General features: G+C 68.9%; 18 protein-coding genes. 8 read left to right on the top strand and 10 right to left on the bottom strand.

Going from position 1 to position 16,593, the window contains the following annotated elements; translation table 11 throughout:
- Positions 1-510 precede the first annotated feature (510 nt).
- Both AB8735_RS38635 and AB8735_RS38630 read left to right on the top strand, forming a co-directional pair.
- Positions 511-720, top strand: coding sequence for a hypothetical protein (locus AB8735_RS38635; protein WP_372404111.1), 210 nt, complete (start codon positions 511-513; stop codon positions 718-720).
- Between the two features lie 390 nt (positions 721-1,110).
- The gene (locus AB8735_RS38630) at positions 1,111-3,786 is read left to right on the top strand and encodes a Helicase associated domain protein (RefSeq protein ID WP_372404112.1); all 2,676 of its coding nucleotides are present in this window, start codon (positions 1,111-1,113) and stop codon (positions 3,784-3,786) included.
- Between the two features lie 342 nt (positions 3,787-4,128).
- On the opposite strand, the gene AB8735_RS38625 is transcribed toward AB8735_RS38630, so the two are convergent.
- The 8 genes from AB8735_RS38625 to AB8735_RS38590 form a co-directional block, all read right to left on the bottom strand.
- Positions 4,129-4,899: an AAA family ATPase gene (locus AB8735_RS38625; protein ID WP_372404114.1), complete on the bottom strand. Its 771-nt coding sequence runs from the start codon at positions 4,897-4,899 to the stop codon at positions 4,129-4,131.
- On the bottom strand, positions 4,896-6,644 hold the full coding sequence (locus AB8735_RS38620; RefSeq protein WP_372404116.1) for a Mu transposase C-terminal domain-containing protein: 1,749 nt from the start codon (positions 6,642-6,644) through the stop codon (positions 4,896-4,898). The genes AB8735_RS38625 and AB8735_RS38620 overlap by 4 nt, the downstream gene beginning before the upstream one ends.
- A 31-nt stretch (positions 6,645-6,675) precedes the next feature.
- On the bottom strand, positions 6,676-8,022 hold the full coding sequence (locus AB8735_RS38615; RefSeq protein ID WP_372404117.1) for an AAA family ATPase: 1,347 nt from the start codon (positions 8,020-8,022) through the stop codon (positions 6,676-6,678).
- A 168-nt stretch (positions 8,023-8,190) separates the two neighbouring features.
- The gene (locus AB8735_RS38610) at positions 8,191-8,427 is read right to left on the bottom strand and encodes a hypothetical protein (protein WP_372412443.1); all 237 of its coding nucleotides are present in this window, start codon (positions 8,425-8,427) and stop codon (positions 8,191-8,193) included.
- 157 nt (positions 8,428-8,584) lie between these two features.
- Positions 8,585-8,770 (bottom strand): hypothetical protein, encoded by a 186-nt coding sequence (locus AB8735_RS38605; RefSeq protein WP_372412442.1) that lies wholly within the window; start codon positions 8,768-8,770, stop codon positions 8,585-8,587.
- A 32-nt stretch (positions 8,771-8,802) separates the two neighbouring features.
- Positions 8,803-9,105, bottom strand: coding sequence for a hypothetical protein (locus AB8735_RS38600; protein WP_372412440.1), 303 nt, complete (start codon positions 9,103-9,105; stop codon positions 8,803-8,805).
- Positions 9,106-9,333: 228 nt separating this feature from the next.
- Positions 9,334-9,696: a hypothetical protein gene (locus tag AB8735_RS38595; RefSeq protein ID WP_372412439.1), complete on the bottom strand. Its 363-nt coding sequence runs from the start codon at positions 9,694-9,696 to the stop codon at positions 9,334-9,336.
- A 102-nt stretch (positions 9,697-9,798) separates the two neighbouring features.
- Positions 9,799-10,365 (bottom strand): hypothetical protein, encoded by a 567-nt coding sequence (locus AB8735_RS38590; protein ID WP_372412438.1) that lies wholly within the window; start codon positions 10,363-10,365, stop codon positions 9,799-9,801.
- A 159-nt stretch (positions 10,366-10,524) separates the two neighbouring features.
- Here AB8735_RS38590 and AB8735_RS38585 point away from each other — a divergent pair, with 159 nt between their 5' ends.
- Together AB8735_RS38585 and AB8735_RS38580 are read left to right on the top strand one after the other, a co-directional pair.
- Positions 10,525-10,926, top strand: a complete 402-nt coding sequence (locus tag AB8735_RS38585; RefSeq protein ID WP_372412436.1) for a hypothetical protein — start codon at positions 10,525-10,527, stop codon at positions 10,924-10,926.
- A gap of 256 nt (positions 10,927-11,182) precedes the next feature.
- Complete coding sequence (locus tag AB8735_RS38580; protein ID WP_372412434.1) at positions 11,183-11,485, top strand: hypothetical protein; 303 nt, start codon at positions 11,183-11,185, stop codon at positions 11,483-11,485.
- 416 nt (positions 11,486-11,901) lie between these two features.
- On the opposite strand, the gene AB8735_RS38575 is transcribed toward AB8735_RS38580, so the two are convergent.
- Together AB8735_RS38575 and AB8735_RS38570 are read right to left on the bottom strand one after the other, a co-directional pair.
- Positions 11,902-12,123, bottom strand: coding sequence for a DUF397 domain-containing protein (locus AB8735_RS38575; protein WP_372412433.1), 222 nt, complete (start codon positions 12,121-12,123; stop codon positions 11,902-11,904).
- Entirely contained in the window at positions 12,093-12,905 is an 813-nt protein-coding gene (locus AB8735_RS38570; RefSeq protein WP_372412431.1) for a Scr1 family TA system antitoxin-like transcriptional regulator, read from the bottom strand. The genes AB8735_RS38575 and AB8735_RS38570 overlap by 31 nt, the downstream gene beginning before the upstream one ends.
- 359 nt (positions 12,906-13,264) lie before the next feature.
- Here AB8735_RS38570 and AB8735_RS38565 point away from each other — a divergent pair, with 359 nt between their 5' ends.
- From AB8735_RS38565 to AB8735_RS38550, 4 genes are all read left to right on the top strand, one after another.
- Positions 13,265-13,690 carry a DUF6415 family natural product biosynthesis protein gene (locus tag AB8735_RS38565; protein WP_372412429.1) on the top strand — a complete coding sequence of 142 codons (426 nt, stop codon included), beginning with the start codon at positions 13,265-13,267 and terminating at the stop codon, positions 13,688-13,690.
- A gap of 478 nt (positions 13,691-14,168) precedes the next feature.
- Positions 14,169-14,336: a hypothetical protein gene (locus AB8735_RS38560; protein WP_372412427.1), complete on the top strand. Its 168-nt coding sequence runs from the start codon at positions 14,169-14,171 to the stop codon at positions 14,334-14,336.
- A gap of 377 nt (positions 14,337-14,713) precedes the next feature.
- Positions 14,714-15,343 (top strand): class I SAM-dependent methyltransferase, encoded by a 630-nt coding sequence (locus AB8735_RS38555; RefSeq protein ID WP_372412425.1) that lies wholly within the window; start codon positions 14,714-14,716, stop codon positions 15,341-15,343.
- A 1,067-nt stretch (positions 15,344-16,410) separates the two neighbouring features.
- Entirely contained in the window at positions 16,411-16,557 is a 147-nt protein-coding gene (locus AB8735_RS38550) for an FxLD family lanthipeptide (RefSeq protein WP_372412423.1), read from the top strand.
- Positions 16,558-16,593: the final 36 nt, after the last annotated feature.

The following is a 16,593-nucleotide window of genomic DNA, read 5'->3' as shown; positions in this document are numbered from 1 at the left end:
TCCCGCGGCGCGGGTCCCACAGCGCTGCGCGCTGTGCAAGCGAACACCCACGCTGCGCGTGGGTGTTGCGCTCCCGCTCCGCGGGAGCGCGTGCGAGGGGCTGCGCCCCTCGCACAACCTGCTTGCTGCGCAAGCAGGTTGATGGCCTGTTCGCTGCGCTTCCAGGCCTGCGGGGTTCTGCCCCGCTACCGGGTCTCCGCTTCGCTTCGACCCGGGCCGGCGAGTCCGCTGCGCTCCCTCGCCGCAATAGTCCTTCCGGCTGCGCCTCCAGGACTTGGGCCCGCTGACGCGGGCCTGGCTGGCTAGGAGGGGTGGGGGTGCTCGTTCGTGTCGGGTTCTAGTGTAGCGGGCGTATCAGGGTGATGCACCATGTACCGTTGGCGAAAACACGAGACACCCTCCAAGCGCACCGGAGATTTTTCAGAATCCTGAGAGGAACGGCCGCAGATGACCGGTCACCACGAATCTACCGGACCAGATCCCGCGCTCAGCAGCGATTCTGTGCGCCGGGTGACGCAGTACCAGACGGCGGACGTGAACGCCCGGTTGAAGCCGTTCGCGCTCCTGGAGGCGCAGGGCGTGCCCGCGAGCGAGGCGGACGACCTGGTGGCCGCGCTGGAGGCCGGAGCAGTCGCTGGGGCGCAGTGCGAGGTCGTGGAGCGCAATGTGTACACAGGCGCCAAGGGCGAAGAGTTCAGAGAGGGCTGGTATGCGGGGTGACGGCCGTGAGCGAGGCCCTGGAGGGCATCGCGGACCGGGGCTGGACGCGGCGCGGCGGATGGTCGGCCGAGGATGCTGAGCTGGCCGTACATGTCGCGGACGTGCGGAGGCCTGAACAGGCGGACCTGGTGCGGCTGGAGACGTTCGTCCGCAAGGCCGTGCTGCCGCGCACGCACCCGAACACCACGCAGCGGCGCCGGGTCCTGGAGGCGCTGCTGCACCCGCGAGGCCGGGCCCTGCGACCCTCACAACGAGCCGTCCTTCAAGGACGGAAAGCCCGGCGGCTGCCATCTGGCGGGCGGCTCGGCCCGGAGCGACGCCGGGTGCGGCCTGCACGCCGCACCCGGCCACCTGAGGATCCACGAGAATTAGGTGTAGGGAGGTACGGAAATGTCTTTGGTTCCGCTCAGGGAACACCAGGTCGACCAGAAATCGGCGTTCCGTAAATGGGTAGGATTCCCTGCAAGATCGTCTGTGCCCCCTCAGGGGGCGCGTGCCACGGGGGTGTCCGCGACCGGGTCCGGAAAGACCATCACGGCCGCCGCGTCCGCGCTGGAGTGCTTCCCGGGCAGCCGGATCCTCGTCATGGTGCCCACCCTGGACCTGATCGTGCAGAGCGCCCAGGCGTGGCGCCGAGTCGGGCACCGCGCGCCCATGGTCGCCGTCTGCTCAGTGGACAAGGACGAGGTCCTGGAGCAGCTCGGGGTGCGCACCACCACCAACCCGATCCGGCTCGCCCTGTGGGCCGGTAAGGGGCCCGTGGTCATGTTCGCCACGTATGCCTCCCTCGTGGACCGCGAGGACCCGGAGGACCCGTCGGGCCAGCGGAAGGTACGCGGACCGCTAGAGGCCGCCCTGGCGGGCGGGAAAGGTCTGTACGGGCAGCAGATGGACGGATTCGACCTCGCCATCCTGGACGAGGGGCACATGACCGCCGGCGACATCGGCCGGCCCTGGGCCGCGATCCACGACAACGCCCGCATCCCCATCGACTTCCGCCTCTACCTCACCGCCACCCCGCGGATCCTCGCCTCGCCCCGGCCGCAGCGGGGCCGAGACGGGCAAGAGCTGGTGGTCGCTTCGATGGAGGCCGACTCCAGCACCTACGGCACCAGGATTTTCGACCTCGGGCTGGCAGAGGCGGTGGAGCGCACGATCCTCGCGGGGTTCGAGATCGACGTGCTGGAGATCCGCGACCCCGACCCGATCCTGGGCCTGTCCGAGGACGCGCTGCGCGGCCGGCGGCTCGCACTCCTCCAGGCCGCGCTGCTGGAACACGCGGCGCAGATGAACCTGCACACCGTCATGACCTTCCACCAGCGGGTCGAGGAAGCCGAGGCGTTCGCCGAGCAGTTGCCGGCGACCGCCGCCGAGCTGTATGCCACCGAGGCGTCCGAGGCCGCTCTCGCCGACGCAGAGGAGCTGCCGGCCTCCTCCATCGACGCCGAGCTGTACGAACTGGAGGACAGCCGTCACGTACCCCCGGACCGGGTCTGGGCCAACTGGCTGTGCGGCGACCACCCCATCGCCCACCGGCGCGAGGTCATCCACCAGTTCGCCAACGGCATCAACGCCGACAACCGGCGAGTGCACCGGGCGTTCCTCGCGTCCGTGCGAGCACTCGGGGTCGGGGTCGACATCACCGGGCTGCGCGGGGTGGAAGCAGTGTGCATCGTCGGCTCCCGCAGCTCCCAGGTCGACATCGTCCAGAACATCGGACGCGCCCTGCGGCCCAACCCCGACGGCAGCGTGAAAACCGCCCGGATCATCATCCCCGTCTTCCTCGCCCCCGGCGAGGACCCCAAGGACATGCTCGCCTCCGCCAGCTACCAACCCCTCGTCGACATCCTCCAAGCCCTCCGCTCCCACTCCGAACGCCTCGTCGAACAGCTCGCCTCCCGCGCCCTGACCCGCAGGAAGGAACACCGGCGTCTCCATGTCCGCCCCGACCGCGGCGGTGCAGGGACAGGCGGCGGCGAAGGCGGGGAGCCCGATGGCCAGGCGCAGCGGGAGACAGACCGTGTCACCTCGGTCGTGGTCAACTTCGCCGCCCCCCGCAGCGCCGCCGACATCGCGGCACTGACCCGCTGCCGCGTCATCCGGCCCGAGTCCCTGGTGTGGCTGGAGGGCTACCAGGCCCTCATCCGCTGGCGAGCCGACAACGGCATCACCGGCCTACATGCCGTCCCCTACGACACCGAGACCGAAGTCGGCGTCACCAAGGACTTCCCCCTGGGACGGTGGGTGCACCAACAGCGCAAGGCACTGCGCGCCCGCGAACTCGACCCCCACCGCAAGGAACTCCTCGACGAGGCCGGGACGGTCTGGGAGCCCGGCGAGGAAGCATGGGAAAACAAGCTCGCCGCGCTCCGCTCGTACCGGCGGGCCACGGGACACCTCGCACCCCGCCAGGACGCCGTATGGACCGACCCCGCCGACGGGACGCAGGTACCGATCGGACAGCACATGGCCAACCTCCGCCGAAAAGGCCAGAAAAACGGCCTCGGCAAAGACCCGGAACGAACCGCCCTGCGCGCAGCGCAGCTCACAGAGATCGACCCCGACTGGAACTGCCCCTGGCCACTCGACTGGCAACGCCACTACCGCATCCTGGCCAACCTCACCGAAACCGAACCCAACGGCACCCTGCCGACCATCGAGCCCGGCGTCTTCTACGACGGCGACGACCTCGGACGATGGGCGCAGCAACAGAAACAACCGGGCACCTGGGCACGGCTCCTGCCCGAGCAACAGCAACGACTGACGATGCTGGGCATCAAGCCGCCCCAAGCACCGTCACCCGCCCCGGCGACCGGCCATGCGGCGAAGGGCAAGGCACAGCAGGCATTCCAACGCGGCCTCACGGCCCTCGCACAGTGGGTGAAGCGGGAAGGCGCCCACCGGCCCGTGCCGAGGAGCCACAGCGAACAGATCGCGGTCGACAGCGAGGCCGGGCCGGTGACCGTGAAACTGGGCGTCTGGGTATCGAACACCAAATCGAGACGCGACAAGCTCACGGCGGAGCAACTGGACGCGCTACGGAAGCTGGGCATCGAATGGGTGTGAAGTACGGAGCCGTGCCTGTGGCGGGGCAGGGCGGGTCTGTCCCTGCAGGGGTCTTCCATGTCATCCCCGCCAGCAGCGGGGCAAGTTGAGCGAACCGCAACGGGCCGCGCTTCGAGAGTGGGCGTAGGTTCCGGCGGAAAGGGCTGGCTGCGGAGTGCCGGGTGTCCAACCCTCTCCGATCAACCAGCGACGGGGCCTGGCAACTGACAGCGATCGGCACGCGCTAGGCATAGCGGCGCTGGGGGCGGGCAGTGGGGCCGGCAGCAGCACGACTCCCGGTCCCCCGTCTGGCATATGGGCAGGCGATGCGCTTGGAGAACGGCGTGGGCGGGGCAGACGGGCCTATGCGCCCGAGCCAAGGCGGCTGAAGGCCCAGCGCAGTACTTCTTGGTCGACGCGGGCCCGGCCGGTGCGTTCCATGGCCGTCTGGGTATGGGCGGTCAGGCGGGACCAGTTACGGAAGTTCCCATGGGCGGCGTGCCTGTCGGCGAAGGTGATGTCGTCCGGGTCTGCGTCGGCCCAGATCGGGTGGTAGAGCGGGATGGCCTCCAACACCTCGTCACCAGTGAGGCGGGTGAAGCGCTGCCAGATGAAGATCCGGGAGGACAGCATCGGTTCCTTGCGCAGCGCGGCGTGGCAGCCCTCGCCGCCGACGAAGATGACGGCGAGCTGGGTATAGGGGTCGTCCCAGAGGTATCGGACGTACTCCAGCTGGTCGCTTTGGAGCCACTGCGCTTCGTCCAGGACGAGGGTGCGCGGATGAGTGGCGAGCGCGTTCTTGAGGAGGTGGTCGAACTCGCTGGCGTAGCGCGGGGGCTGGCCCGGCAGTTCGAGGGCGGCGTGCAGTTCGTGGCGGACAGCGCGGGTGGTGGCGCGGGCGTGGAAGGTGATGCGGCGGATGTCCTCGTCCGGTTCGAGTTCGCGCAGGCAGCTGGTGACGGCCATGGTCTTGCCGAAACCGGCACCGCCGTGGACGCACATCATCGCTCGCGCCTCGATCGAGTCGGCCAGGTTCTCCCTGGCAGTGAGCAGCGCGCGAGTACTGACGAGGCGGGCTTCGGGTAGCACCACGTACTGGTCGGTGGGTGCGGGTGGCAAGTGGCTGCCGGTCATGGGGAGTCCTCGCTGGGGGCGGCTGGGTCCGCGGGTCGGGTGTGTGCCTTGAGGGCCTCGGGGATGGCCCAGTCGGCTGGTGGCGGGGCGGGTGGGATGAGGTCGGGCAGCGCCAGTGCGGCCAGGTCGAGGTGCTGGTGCTGGTCGAGTTCGCGGGCTGCTTCGGTGCTGGTCGTGGCGTCCAGGCGGCGCGGTTGGCCTGGTTCAGTGGCGGGGGCGAAGCGGGTGTGGCGCAGTTGCTCGGCGGTTTTCACCTCGTCGCGAAGGCGCCGGGCGCGCTGGGTACGGGCGCGGCGCAGCGCGGCGAGTTGCTCGTCGGTGGCCTGGTCGGCGAGGTGGGCGGTGCCCAGGTGGCGGCCCTGGGGTGTGCAGAGTTCGATCTCGTGGGTGTGGTGGGGCATGAAGCGCACCGTGACCTTCAGTCCGGCCTGTCCGGTCATCCAGTCGGCGATGTAGTCCCGGTTACGGAAGCGGACGCCGTGGCTGGTGATGGTGCGAGTGCGGCCGTCGTCCTCGAGCGTGAACGACCACACATCCTCGGCAGGAATGTCGTTGAGCGGGGTCGGATCGGCCTGCCACGCTTCGAGCGGGGTCGCGCCGTGCAGTTCGGCGGGGCGGTGCTCGGTGTTCCACCACTGCGCCCAGGTCAGCAGCTCGTTGGTGAACGCCGTAAACGACATCGGCGGGGCCGTTTGCGGGCGGCGGTCGGGACGGCGGCGCGGCTTCTTCGGGGCGTATCCGGGCATGGCCGCGAACAGCATGACGGTGGCGCAGTGGTTGAGGTTCTCGATGCTGCCCTTCAGGTGGGGGCTGTAGGGCGGCAGGACGGTGATGTCCGCGTCCAGCGCGGTGAGTGCGGTGGAGACAGTGCGGGAGAGGAAGTCGCGGCCGCGGTCGAACCTGACGTGCTCGGGCAGACCGCCGACGGGACCGTAAGGGTCGGTGCGCAGGACCGCGGAGCGCAGCGCGGCCAGGATCGAGGCACGGGTGGGTGTGCCTGGGGTGACGGCGAGGCCGGCGATGGCCTTGCTCGCGCAGTCGATGAACCACGTGACGTACGGCGGGACGAGGTCACCGTCGGCATCCACACGCAGCGGGGCCTGAACGTGATCGGCCTCCCAGACGTGATTACGCCAGGTACGGCCACGCTTGGCGAACACATCGCATGCGCGGGCGGCCTCGGGACCGTGACGGTAGCCGGCCCGCTCCCCCGGCGTGAGATCCCTGCGCACTGCGCGCAGGAACGTCGGCAGCGACGGCACGGGGTCCAGCAGCGGCACGGCCGCAGGCGGGGCGCCGCCTGGAACGGAGGCGGTGGGCTGCGGTGTGACGGAGACGATGGTCGTGGAGGTGCCGCTCTCCTCGGACAGCTCGGTATCGGCGGCGGCCTTGGCGTGGGCGAGGAGTTCGCGGTGGACCGCGGAGGCGTTGCCGTGCCAGTACGCCAACAGCACCCGAATCTCGGGTGTGATCTCGAACCGGTCGGCACGGCGCGCTCCCGGATACGCGGTGCTCTCAGGCATGGTGGTCGCGTCCGCCAACCAACGCCACACGGTGCGCTCCGAGACGTTCAGGCACTGAGCGGTGGTGTGGACATGGGCGCGGGTGAGCCGACGCTGGGTGCGCAGGGCGAGCAGGCGGCGTACGGCCGGGGCCCGAAGCGCGGTCAACGAGGCGGGGTCCAGGGCGGGTTCCGTCAGGGAAGCCGGGGCGGGAGCGGTGATGCCGGGGGTGCACAAGTCCATGAAGAGGGGCCTGCCCGTGGGAGGGGTGTGGTCAGGAGGTGGGGCCGAGGCGGGAACAGGCCCCAGACAGCAGCTCGCGATCCACCGCGGTCTCGGGGTGACGGGCCAAGGCCGCGTACGTGTGGGAAGTGATCTTCGCCCAGGTACGGAAATTCCCCTTCGCCCGGGTGGCATCGGCGTGCAGCAGGTCGGCGTTCGTCGCGGCATCCCACAACGGGTGGAACAGGCGCAGCACGGCAGGGACCTGATCCCCGTCCAGGCGAGGCACCTGCTGCCAGGTCAGCACCCGGGAGGCCAGAGCGGGAGCACGCGCGAGGGTACGCTCCGCGCCCGCACCACAGAGGATGAGGGAGGTCTGGGTGGTGGGAGCATCGGCGAGCAGGCGCAGGTAGTCCAGTTCTGGCGCGGCTATGCGCTGCACGTCGTCGATGACCAGCGCACCCGGGGTCTGGAATGCCTCAAGCAGCGCGCGGTCGGCGGCATCCGTGCGGTTCGTCAACGCCGTGGCGGGCAAACCGAACGCGGTCAGCAGCACGGCCCGCAGCTGCGGCAGCGCCGGCTTCACCGACACCACTGCATGGCGTACCGGGATACGGCGCGGCAACAGGCGCAGCGCCTGATGCACCGCAACCGTCTTGCCATGCCCGGGATCCCCGTACACGCACACGGTCCCCCGCGCAGCGATGGTGTGCGCGATCGCCTCGGTGACCTGGCCGAGCTGCCGCGTGGAAACGACGTGCGCGCCCGGCACGTACAGGCGCACGCCGCCGGTGAACGGTGACGTGCCGGCCGGATCAACGCTGTCGGCACCGTCCTTCGGGGCGGGATCGGCGGTCGCCTCGCCGGCCTCGTCGACCGTGCCCGGCAGTGCCAGTTCGGCCAATGCCCGGTCATAGGCGGCCGGATCCACCCGGGCATAGTCGGGACGAGCAAGGTCAAGGACACGCCCCGCGCGCCGTTCCCGGTTCGCTGCGTGGTGCAGCGTCGACAACGACGGCAGCCTGTCCCGGCCCAGAGCAGGAAGCACCTCATCGGCATGCCCGGCCATCCAGCGGTGCAATGCCTTCACGTTCCCGCCCAGCTCCCCCAGCCGGGCCCACAACGCATCAGTCAGCATGAACGCCCCACGCCGCGCGGCCGGTTCAATACGGCCCGACTCCCTCGCCACAGCCAGCCAACGCCATACCGTCCGCACGTTGACCCCCGCCGTCTGAGCAGCGATACGGACATGCACCGTCTGAAGCGTCCCTGCCTCATCCAGCGCGAGAAGACGACGCACCACCACCAACCGCGTCAAGACCCGCTCCCGCGCCCCCGACACGGCAGCCGGCCGATCCAACGACGGCGAAAACGACACGGGCAACGGCTCAGCACTCATACCCGCCAGCACACACCCCTGTCCTGATCACGAACACAGGAATGTTCATCCTCACGTCAGCCACGCCCCTGGTGTGCTAGGCCGAACCCTCACCCCATGACAGCGGTTTAGTCACCCCACGACAGCTGAGATCCCTACTCCAGCACGATAAACAGCCAGCTCAGCTGGCTACGCACCGAACTCAATTCGGCTGCCGCCCAACACGCTGACGCCACCCCGCACACTCATACACCCGACGCCCGCGGCCTCATACCAGGCGGTGCGCTGCTCGATGTCCGCGACCGAAGCGGCGGCCAGCTGCGCCTCCAGCGCGATGCGTCGGCCGCCGTGGCTGTTGGCCAGCACGTCCGTCCGCCACGATCCGCCAGGCGCACTGACCTCGTACTCGGCGTTCCAGCCCGGCATGGCCCGCACGTGCCCGTCTTCAGCAGGTGGTGCTGCATGCTCTCCCCGAGCCGGGCCACGCAGTCGGGGGCACCGGCAGCGTGCTGTAAGAACCACAGGTCACCACGGTTGTGAGTGCAGTGCACCATGTGCACCGTCCAGGAGCACTCCCGGCAGGTCACCCGCGACAGGGCCCCGGTCTTGTAGATCTCCTCGTGCCGGCCCGGTAGGCGTCCATGTAATCGGGGTCCTCGTACGCGACGAGTTCGGCGCTCGTGGCGGCATTGGCCACCGCAAGGTCGGCTTCACGGACGGCCTTCGGGCCGAGCTGCGCTGCTGCTATGCGGGCGAAGGCGTCGGCCACGTACCGGCCGGTAGCCGCCACCGCGACGACTATCAACGGCACGGCCGCCTCGCGTACCCGGTGGTGATGTCCGTGCGGTTGGTGAAGACGGTGGCCAGGACGCCGACGGTGGCCGCGAGGGCGACGGCAGTCAGCAGAGCCGCGGTCACCTGAGCAGTCAGGAGCCGCAACAGCACGGGCCGGTCGGTGCGCCAGCCAAGGCGGACCGCCTGCCGCAGGGCCTGCGGCAGGCGGCGTGCGATCTGCCGGGGAGTCAGAGTGGCGGCGGCGAAGTGGCGGCCGGGCTTGAGATGCATCACCGGGGCCGCGCCCGGGACCGTGGTGGGGTGTGCCACCTGCCTATGACGCTCGTAAATTCTCCGCGCCGGCGAGAGGTGATTTGTCCCCGCCCGTGACCGTCTCCGCAGGCCACCACCCCAATACGTCAACCTCAATAGAGATAACTGACTCATATAGGTGAATCAGTCTCAGATGATGGAGGCTGCCCCTGCCGCTCCACACCAAATAAATTTACACGGATGGTACGTACGAATTAACCTGAGCTGAGGTGTCCTCAATCACCTTCAACGGACATCCGCACCGCCCGCTCCAGCGGCCCGGACAGCCTCGTCCGCAAGGGCGTCCAGTGCGCGCTGAAGACGTTCGGCCACCACGGCGGCGGGGTCGTCGGCGTCCGGCAGCATCGGCTCTGCGGCCGCCTCTGCCGCCAGGGCCTCCGGGGCTACCAGGGCGCCCGCGATCGCTTCCACGGCACGCTTGCGCGCCGGGTGCCGGACGGGCACCTGGAAGGCCGCCGCGCGCACAGCCGCGGGCAGCGCGGCCCGGAAGCGGCTCCATGCCCGTTCGCCGTCCGCCTGGGGAGTCGCCTCTTCTTCCGCCCCGCCCTCGCGTGCGCGGACAGCAACCGCAGGGACGGCATCAACCATCAACGTGTCACCACGTGTAGAACGTGTCGCTTCCGCACCTGCGGAAGGCCGTGGCGTTACGTGCGGAACGCTGGAGGCGTTACGTGCGGAACGCTGGAGGCGTTACGTGCGGAACGCTGGAGGCGTTACGTGCGGAACGCTGGAGGCGTTACGTGCGGAAGGCTCGGCCCCCGCGGCCTCGCTCGGACCTTCCGCACGTGCGGAAGCCTGCGGGGCCTGCGGGCCTTCCGCACGTGCGGAAGGCCGGGCGGCCCGGCGCTCTTCGTTGGCGATCCGCCGGCGGTCGTCGCGCAGCACGTCAAGGCATGCCTGCCAGTCGGGCGCGTCCCCCAGGGGGAAGGTCAGGCGGTACCCACGCTGGAGTCCCTTGGCGGTGCGGTTGATGACGATGAGCCCGGCGGCCTCGGCGGCGGCGTAGAAGCGGATGACCGTTTCCTTCGAGGTCCGGGTGAACGTGGCGACGGTCGGGACGGACGGCGGGGTCCTGATGTTCGTGCCGTCGGCGTCGCATTTGTCGCCGAGGTAGAGCAGGAACCCGGTGAAGTCGCCGCCGAGGGATCGCCACTGGCGCTGGCCTGCGGAGGCGCGGGGTATCTGGGCCACCCACCGGTTTTCGAGCGCGAGGCGCCACGTGAGCCGTACGGTCTCGGTGGCGGGCGTGGACGGCATGGGGGTGCTCCTGATGATGCTGGGCGGCGGGAACACCGGAACACCCAAGAGCGTACGCGTAATCCGTGTAAGTTGTCATCCAGGGTTCAGAGCTCAGAACATACACGCAATCCATGCCCTATTCTGGAGAGCGGAGCCAGCCCCGAGGAGAGCCACGCCATGTCCACAACAGCCAGCCCCCCGGGCGACACCGGCAGCACCCGGCGCAACTTCTCCATCGAAGACACCGTCTGGACCGGAGCCCAGGACAAGGCCAAGAACCAGGGCCTCGTCATCACCCGCGCCCTCGAATACCTCCTGGCCGGCTACGTGGCAGGCACCATCACCATCACCCCGCCTGCCTTCGCCTACGGCCGCGACCGCGTACGCCGCAGCGCCGACATCACCGACAGCACCTGGAACGCCTCCGACGACCGCCGCAAGACCGACGGCCTGCGCTCCATGGCCGCCCTCGTCGAACTTCTCCTGCGCGGCTACGCCGAAGGCACCATCACCCTGACCTTCATCGCTGCCGGCCACGCCCGCGACACCGCCACCGCCGGCCGGCAGAGCGTCGCGTGAGCGCAACCCCCGCCCGTGACCGTCTCAGCCTGCTCCAGCCCGCGAACGGTACGCAGAACGCCGCCGACTTCCTGTACAACATGGCGGAGAAGGCCAAGAACCCTGCGGCCCCAGTGGAATATAGGCAAGACCGTCAAGCAGCCGACCGGAGACAGCCGAGGCGCCCGTACAGCAGGCCGCTCTCCTGGCCGACTCGCACACCGTCATCACCGAGGACCGGCCGCTGACCACCGCATTCCCGAACGGCGATACGCGGGTGAGCGAAGCCCTGACGCCGTCACAGCTGCTGTACGCCAGCAGCCTCGCCAGCTCCACCGGGACCATCACCTACACCAAAGTCCTGACGAAGGTACCCGAGGCAGACACCTGGAAATCCAAGACGACACTCAAGAACGAGGAGCCGCGCAGGTTCGAGGAGCAGTACGCCCAGGAGGAGCTGTTCCAAACCGTCGAGTGCGCCCAGTGCACCGCCCCGGCCGGCCGACTCTGCTCAACCCCCAGCGGTTACCCGGCACTCCACCGCGTACGGGTGAGAGCCGCACAGGCCGCCGCAACCTGACCATTCGCATCGTCTGACAGCCACGTTGTCCGTCACATCAGTCCGGTGCAGCCGACGCCCCTCACTCATGCCATGGTCCTACCGCACCGCCACACCCGAGGTACCCATGCCCACACCCCCCTCACGGCCCCGCAGACACACCAGCCACGACAAACAGCATTCGAATGGTCTCTGGAAGCGTGCCAGATAGCCAGCCCGGCGCCGAGCGTCCAGCGATCCCTTCAGCCGAACCAGTGGCTGATGCCGCCCTGACCGTCCGCGCCGTTCCACACCACGGCTCCCAGCCAGATCGGAAACCAGAACACCTCGGACTCGTGGGGTCCCGTACCTGTCCGTGCGCGGTACCCCACGAGCCCACTCTCAAGTGTCCTGCTGTCCGAGGTCGCGCGCTTCCTGCGCCTCCACCAGGCCGTGAGTCAGGAGGACAGGAGGCCATCCGACAAGGCGACGGCGGTCACGAAGGGCTGCCAGGCCAGGTCAGGGAATTCGAGCGGTGTCCTTGTGGGGTACTTCGAGTCCCGGACCGGCATGCGGCCAGGGACCTTCTCGACGGGGACCTGGAGGCACTGGCCGCCGTTCTGGCTGTGGCTGCTGGAGCGCCAAGCTGCTATGGACAGGTCGAATCGGGTGGTAGACATGGGTATAGCCCCTCAGCTGCCTTGCGGATTAGCTCTCTTGTCGCACCAGGCGCAAGAGCACGGGAACGAACGTGATCATAGAGGTTCATGAGGCCGCTGACCTCAGTGCGTCCGTTGATGAACGTTCCGAAGCTATTTCCCGTATCCCTCCAGGCTCGTAACCGATCGTTTGGCCCTTCCCACACGATCACCGTCCCCACGTCTGGCGCACCAGCGGACTCCGCGAACGGGAGGACATGAAGCTCGATGTTCGGCTCGCGTGACCGTTCGATCAAGTGGTGGAGCTGGTCGCGCATGATCGTCGTCCCACCGGCTACGACCTGCAAGGCCGACTCCCACAGAACGCACTTGAAGAGCGGCGGATCCGGCCGCTTAAGGATCTCGCGCATCTCGGATCGGTAAGCGAGCTTGTCCTCCAGGTCACCCCCGAAGTACGCGAGACCGGCTTCGAGAGCCATCCGGGTGTGCTCTTCGGTCTCCAGCATCGCAGGAACGTGGTTCCCCACGTGGTAGATCACATTGGCGCGTGATTGGTTGGTGAGGAAGCTACGCACCCTCTCGGCGTCGGGGCTGTCGTCGAGCTCATCGCGGAGCTTGAAGATGGCCCCGTGGGCTTCGAGAGTCTTGTCGATGCGGCGGAACGTATCGCGATGGGGAACGCGCGTTCCCTTCTCGATGTGCGAGACGGACGTGTGGTCCAACGCAGCTTTCTTGCCGAGCTCTGCCTGGGTCATCTTCTTCGCGAGCCGGCGCTTCTTGATGGCCGCACCGAGCTCCTCCACGCGTTGCTGGTACAGGGCAACCGACTCTGACCCAGCCATAGTTGTATCCCCCACTTGCCTCTTTAGGTTCGCAAGTCCCGATGGTGGTTGAGCATAGAGGCGAGGGCAGATACTGGTCATCGGAACCGGACGCCCGGATCCGCACAGCTGACGCTGTGTTCGATTCTGCTGTCGTGATGCCCGCCGTACGACGTCGCACACGTCGACTGGCGCAAGCTTCCGGCCAACCTGGGCACCGAGGTTTCGCCCGACAGAGAACCGGCGCCCACAAGGCACCGCTCAGTCGGGTCCCCATCCCGCTCGCTGCGCACCTGCGCGGCTCGAAGGAGCGCTCCGTCATGCCCGTCCCTGGTACAGCCATGCCTCATGGAGGTCTCCGCGTCCAGCAGAGCCCGAACGCGGAGACCGCGTACGCCCTCGGCGTGATCCGTAACGCGAAGGTGTCGCCGTCGCCCGCGGTCGTCGAGTCATTGGTGATCAGGCTCCGGCGCTGCATCGACACCTTGGCCCCGCGGGTCAAGGGAGTTGCGCGCGAGATCCTGTCCCCGGAGGAGCCGCAGCTCGCGGCTGCCGAGGAAGCGGCCGTCATAGCGCTGTACCGCGCGAAGCGCCTCGGGCCCGGCTTCGACCTCGAGAGCGGATTCAGGTACTGCCAGAGGCTCGCCGACAGCATCGAGGACCTTCTCCGGATCGAGAAGGGCTTGGTCCAGGTCGTGGCCGGCGCCAGTCCGGCGGGCGGTGATTCCACCGTGCAGACCGACGAGGTGGAGTCGGCTTCCTCCTAGAGCTGGGCTCCGCGCGCTCTGATCGGGCTCCTTTCCTCGGTCTGTGAGCGCGGCCCATGGGGGCGGTTGCGGGAAGTGCCGCCTGGAGTCGCTCCATCCCGAGGCTGGGCGCGGGGCAGAGGCCGTACAACGGGTCTCTCCCTCGCGCCCCTCCAACGGCCCACCGCGGCGAACACCTTGCCGTATCCCCGGGAAAGCTCGCACCAGTGCAGGCGCGCTGGCCCGGGTCGCCACCATGTGCCCGTCCCCGCCGTCGCGTTCACACCTCAACGGCGGGGACGGGGCCCCTCCTGACCAGCTTCTCGTGGAGAACCCATGCGATTGCTCACCATCCTGGACAACCTGCCTCAGTGGTGGATCGACCTCTTCCTCGGCGCCATCATGCTCATCGGCCTGGGGGCCATCTGCCTGTACCTGGTCTCCGGGTAGTCGGCCGAGAACCGTCGCTGTTCGAGCCGCTGACCACCTGGAAGAGGACATGAACCCCAGCCCGATCTGTCCGTACGGCACGGAGCCGAGGCCTGCCCGGCAGAGCCCGAGGTCGCCGACGCTCGACTGGCCCGAGGACCTCACGCTGCTCTTCGACGGCCGCCGCAGGGGAGCGGCCGTCGCCTGGCAGCGCGCCGCGCGGACCACGACCGCATAGACCGCCGCACCGGGGCCGGGTGGCGTCCGCCGGAGAGCAGCACCAGCTCGATTCTCCGGTCCCCCGGCCCCGCGCGGTTCGTGGCCGGCGGCCCCTCGCGCACACCCCCGTGCCGAGGGCGCCCCGCTGCTGACTTCCTGGTCCGGCAGCGGTGGGCAGCCGCACCGCGGGCGGCATACGGCTGCCCACCGGCCACCAACCCGTGTGCCCTCCTCACCCCGACCGGGAGGGCACACGGGCTCAGCCACCCACTGATCCATCACCAAAGAGTGCGGCACCCTCCCGGACGGCGGACGGTATGCGGCCCGTGCCCAGCCAGGGCAAGGGCATGGTCCGTTCCCGGGAGGAACCGCCTACAAGAGAAGAGGAGCGCACGGATGGGCATCTCGACGGCCGGCCAGCAAACGTCGGCGCGCTGGGACGATCTGTACAGGACGGGCTGGAACTTCAGGCCGCTGTCCGGTGTCGAGCCGCACCGGCTCAACCTGCATACCCATCGCGGCCAGGGGCAGCACGCCGTGGATGCCGGCTGCGGCACCGGTGCTCTCGCCCGCCAACTGCACGCCCAGGGGTACACCGTCACCGGGATCGACATCTCCACGGTCGCTCTCGACATCGCCCAGCGAGGGCGCCGACCGCCGCGCCATCTGCGGTACCTGCACCACGACCTCGACGGCGGGGACCCGCCCTGCATCCCGCTGGGCGAGATCAGCCTGGTCACCTGCCGCCTGACGCTGGCGCACCTGCGTAACGCGGCCGGCTGGGTGAAGCGGGTGCGCACGACGTGGCTGCGGCCCGGCGGCATCTTGTTCGTGCTGACGCCTATCGTCGGCGGCCTCGCGGCCGTGCAGTGGGAGTACGAGGGCCTCCAGCAGTCCCAGATCGTGGAGATCGCGGGGCAGGGCTGGGGGAAGGTCACCAGCTACTCCCACGGCTCCAACACGCTCTACCTGGTGCTGCGCAGCCGGACGGACGCCCCGGCAGTCGAGGGTGCAGGGGGGACGTGATGAGCAAGGAGATCGTTCCCTTCATCACGCTGCGCGAAGGCGAAGAGCAGGACTTGTCCAAGCTGGCGCACTGGAGCGACGGCAGCGGGCTCGGCTACACGGACGAACGGCCGCACCAGGACCGCGACCACCAGAAGGTGTTGTGGACTCGGTTCTCGCAGCCGATGCCCGTGGACGCGCCGACGGGTGACCCGCTGTGGAAGAAGATTCACCCGGCACGAACGCCCGCCGGATTCATCTTCCTGAACGGCCTGCACCCAGGCGCCAAGCCCTCCGAGGAGGGCGTCATCATCACGCAGCCGCCGGTCTGTCCCCGGGACGCCTTCGTCTCAGCAAAACGCTGCGACCACCTGTACAAGAACGAGTTCCAGGTGCTCCTTTTGGAGCGCCCCCGCCTCTATGGCGTGACCAGCCACCTCTACACGCTGGCTCCGGCTGGCGGACTGATACCGGCCCCGGGGGCAACGACGAGTCGGCGGACGCCACGGTGCCCTACGGAGACCCACGCCTGCCCTGGATGCTCGCCACCCAACTCGCCCGCAGGCTCTACGAGGTCACCACCGTGCCGCTCCGCGACCTGCGCTCCCTGCTCTAGCCGCACCCGCCACCGAGAAAGGAGAACCACCGATGGACGGCACATCCACCGCTTCGGCCCACGGCATCCTCTCTGCAGCCAACGGTCGTGGCGATGCCGCAATGCTGCACCGCCACGTGGTGAACCCCCTCGGGGCTAACGGCACGACCCATACCCCTACAGCGGGGGACGCGGTGAGAACGGTGCCGCGCTACCCCGGCATCCGGGCCCCGCCCGGATGCCGGATTCCGGCCCCTTTCCGAATGCGACACCGGCGGGCCGGGACACGGGGCGCCGATCTCACGGGGACCGGTGTCCCGAGCAAGCAACCGGGACGACTCCGGCCGAGCGCCGATGCTTGACGGCCGACCGACCAAATCCCGGGGTGCCCGGAGGATCACGGTCATACACTCCGGCCGGTACCGGCTGGCCCCCACGTTGGGGACAGGCACGCACAACACATCCAACCACTGCACAGCAGAAGGGAATTGAGATGGAAGCGAGTGCAATTCCGACCCAGGCGAGCGGCTTCGACCTGGACATCACGCTGGTGGAGGTCACCGACCCGGCCGGCCTGGTGAACGTCACCGACGACGGTTGCGGCGCCACCTGCGGGGCCTGCACCACCGGCGTCCACTAACCAGTCGCTCAACCCCCGTCACACAGTGGCTGGTGC

Source organism: Streptomyces luteireticuli, from assembly GCF_041519305.1.
Lineage (GTDB): Bacteria > Actinomycetota > Actinomycetes > Streptomycetales > Streptomycetaceae > Streptomyces > Streptomyces luteireticuli.
Note: the sequence above shows the minus strand (reverse complement) of the source record. Positions and strands in the feature narration are given on the sequence as shown.

Coding starts and splice junctions, on each gene's coding strand:
- AB8735_RS38630 (WP_372404112.1), top strand. CDS start 1,111: ATGTCTTTGGTTCCGCTCAGGGAACACCAGGTCGACCAGAAATCGGCG.
- AB8735_RS38625 (WP_372404114.1), bottom strand. CDS start 4,899: ATGACCGGCAGCCACTTGCCACCCGCACCCACCGACCAGTACGTGGTG.
- AB8735_RS38620 (WP_372404116.1), bottom strand. CDS start 6,644: ATGGACTTGTGCACCCCCGGCATCACCGCTCCCGCCCCGGCTTCCCTG.
- AB8735_RS38615 (WP_372404117.1), bottom strand. CDS start 8,022: ATGAGTGCTGAGCCGTTGCCCGTGTCGTTTTCGCCGTCGTTGGATCGG.
- AB8735_RS38610 (WP_372412443.1), bottom strand. CDS start 8,427: ATGCCGGGCTGGAACGCCGAGTACGAGGTCAGTGCGCCTGGCGGATCG.
- AB8735_RS38595 (WP_372412439.1), bottom strand. CDS start 9,696: ATGGTTGATGCCGTCCCTGCGGTTGCTGTCCGCGCACGCGAGGGCGGG.
- AB8735_RS38590 (WP_372412438.1), bottom strand. CDS start 10,365: ATGCCGTCCACGCCCGCCACCGAGACCGTACGGCTCACGTGGCGCCTC.
- AB8735_RS38585 (WP_372412436.1), top strand. CDS start 10,525: ATGTCCACAACAGCCAGCCCCCCGGGCGACACCGGCAGCACCCGGCGC.
- AB8735_RS38575 (WP_372412433.1), bottom strand. CDS start 12,123: ATGTCTACCACCCGATTCGACCTGTCCATAGCAGCTTGGCGCTCCAGC.
- AB8735_RS38565 (WP_372412429.1), top strand. CDS start 13,265: ATGCCTCATGGAGGTCTCCGCGTCCAGCAGAGCCCGAACGCGGAGACC.
- AB8735_RS38560 (WP_372412427.1), top strand. CDS start 14,169: ATGAACCCCAGCCCGATCTGTCCGTACGGCACGGAGCCGAGGCCTGCC.
- AB8735_RS38555 (WP_372412425.1), top strand. CDS start 14,714: ATGGGCATCTCGACGGCCGGCCAGCAAACGTCGGCGCGCTGGGACGAT.
- AB8735_RS38550 (WP_372412423.1), top strand. CDS start 16,411: ATGGAAGCGAGTGCAATTCCGACCCAGGCGAGCGGCTTCGACCTGGAC.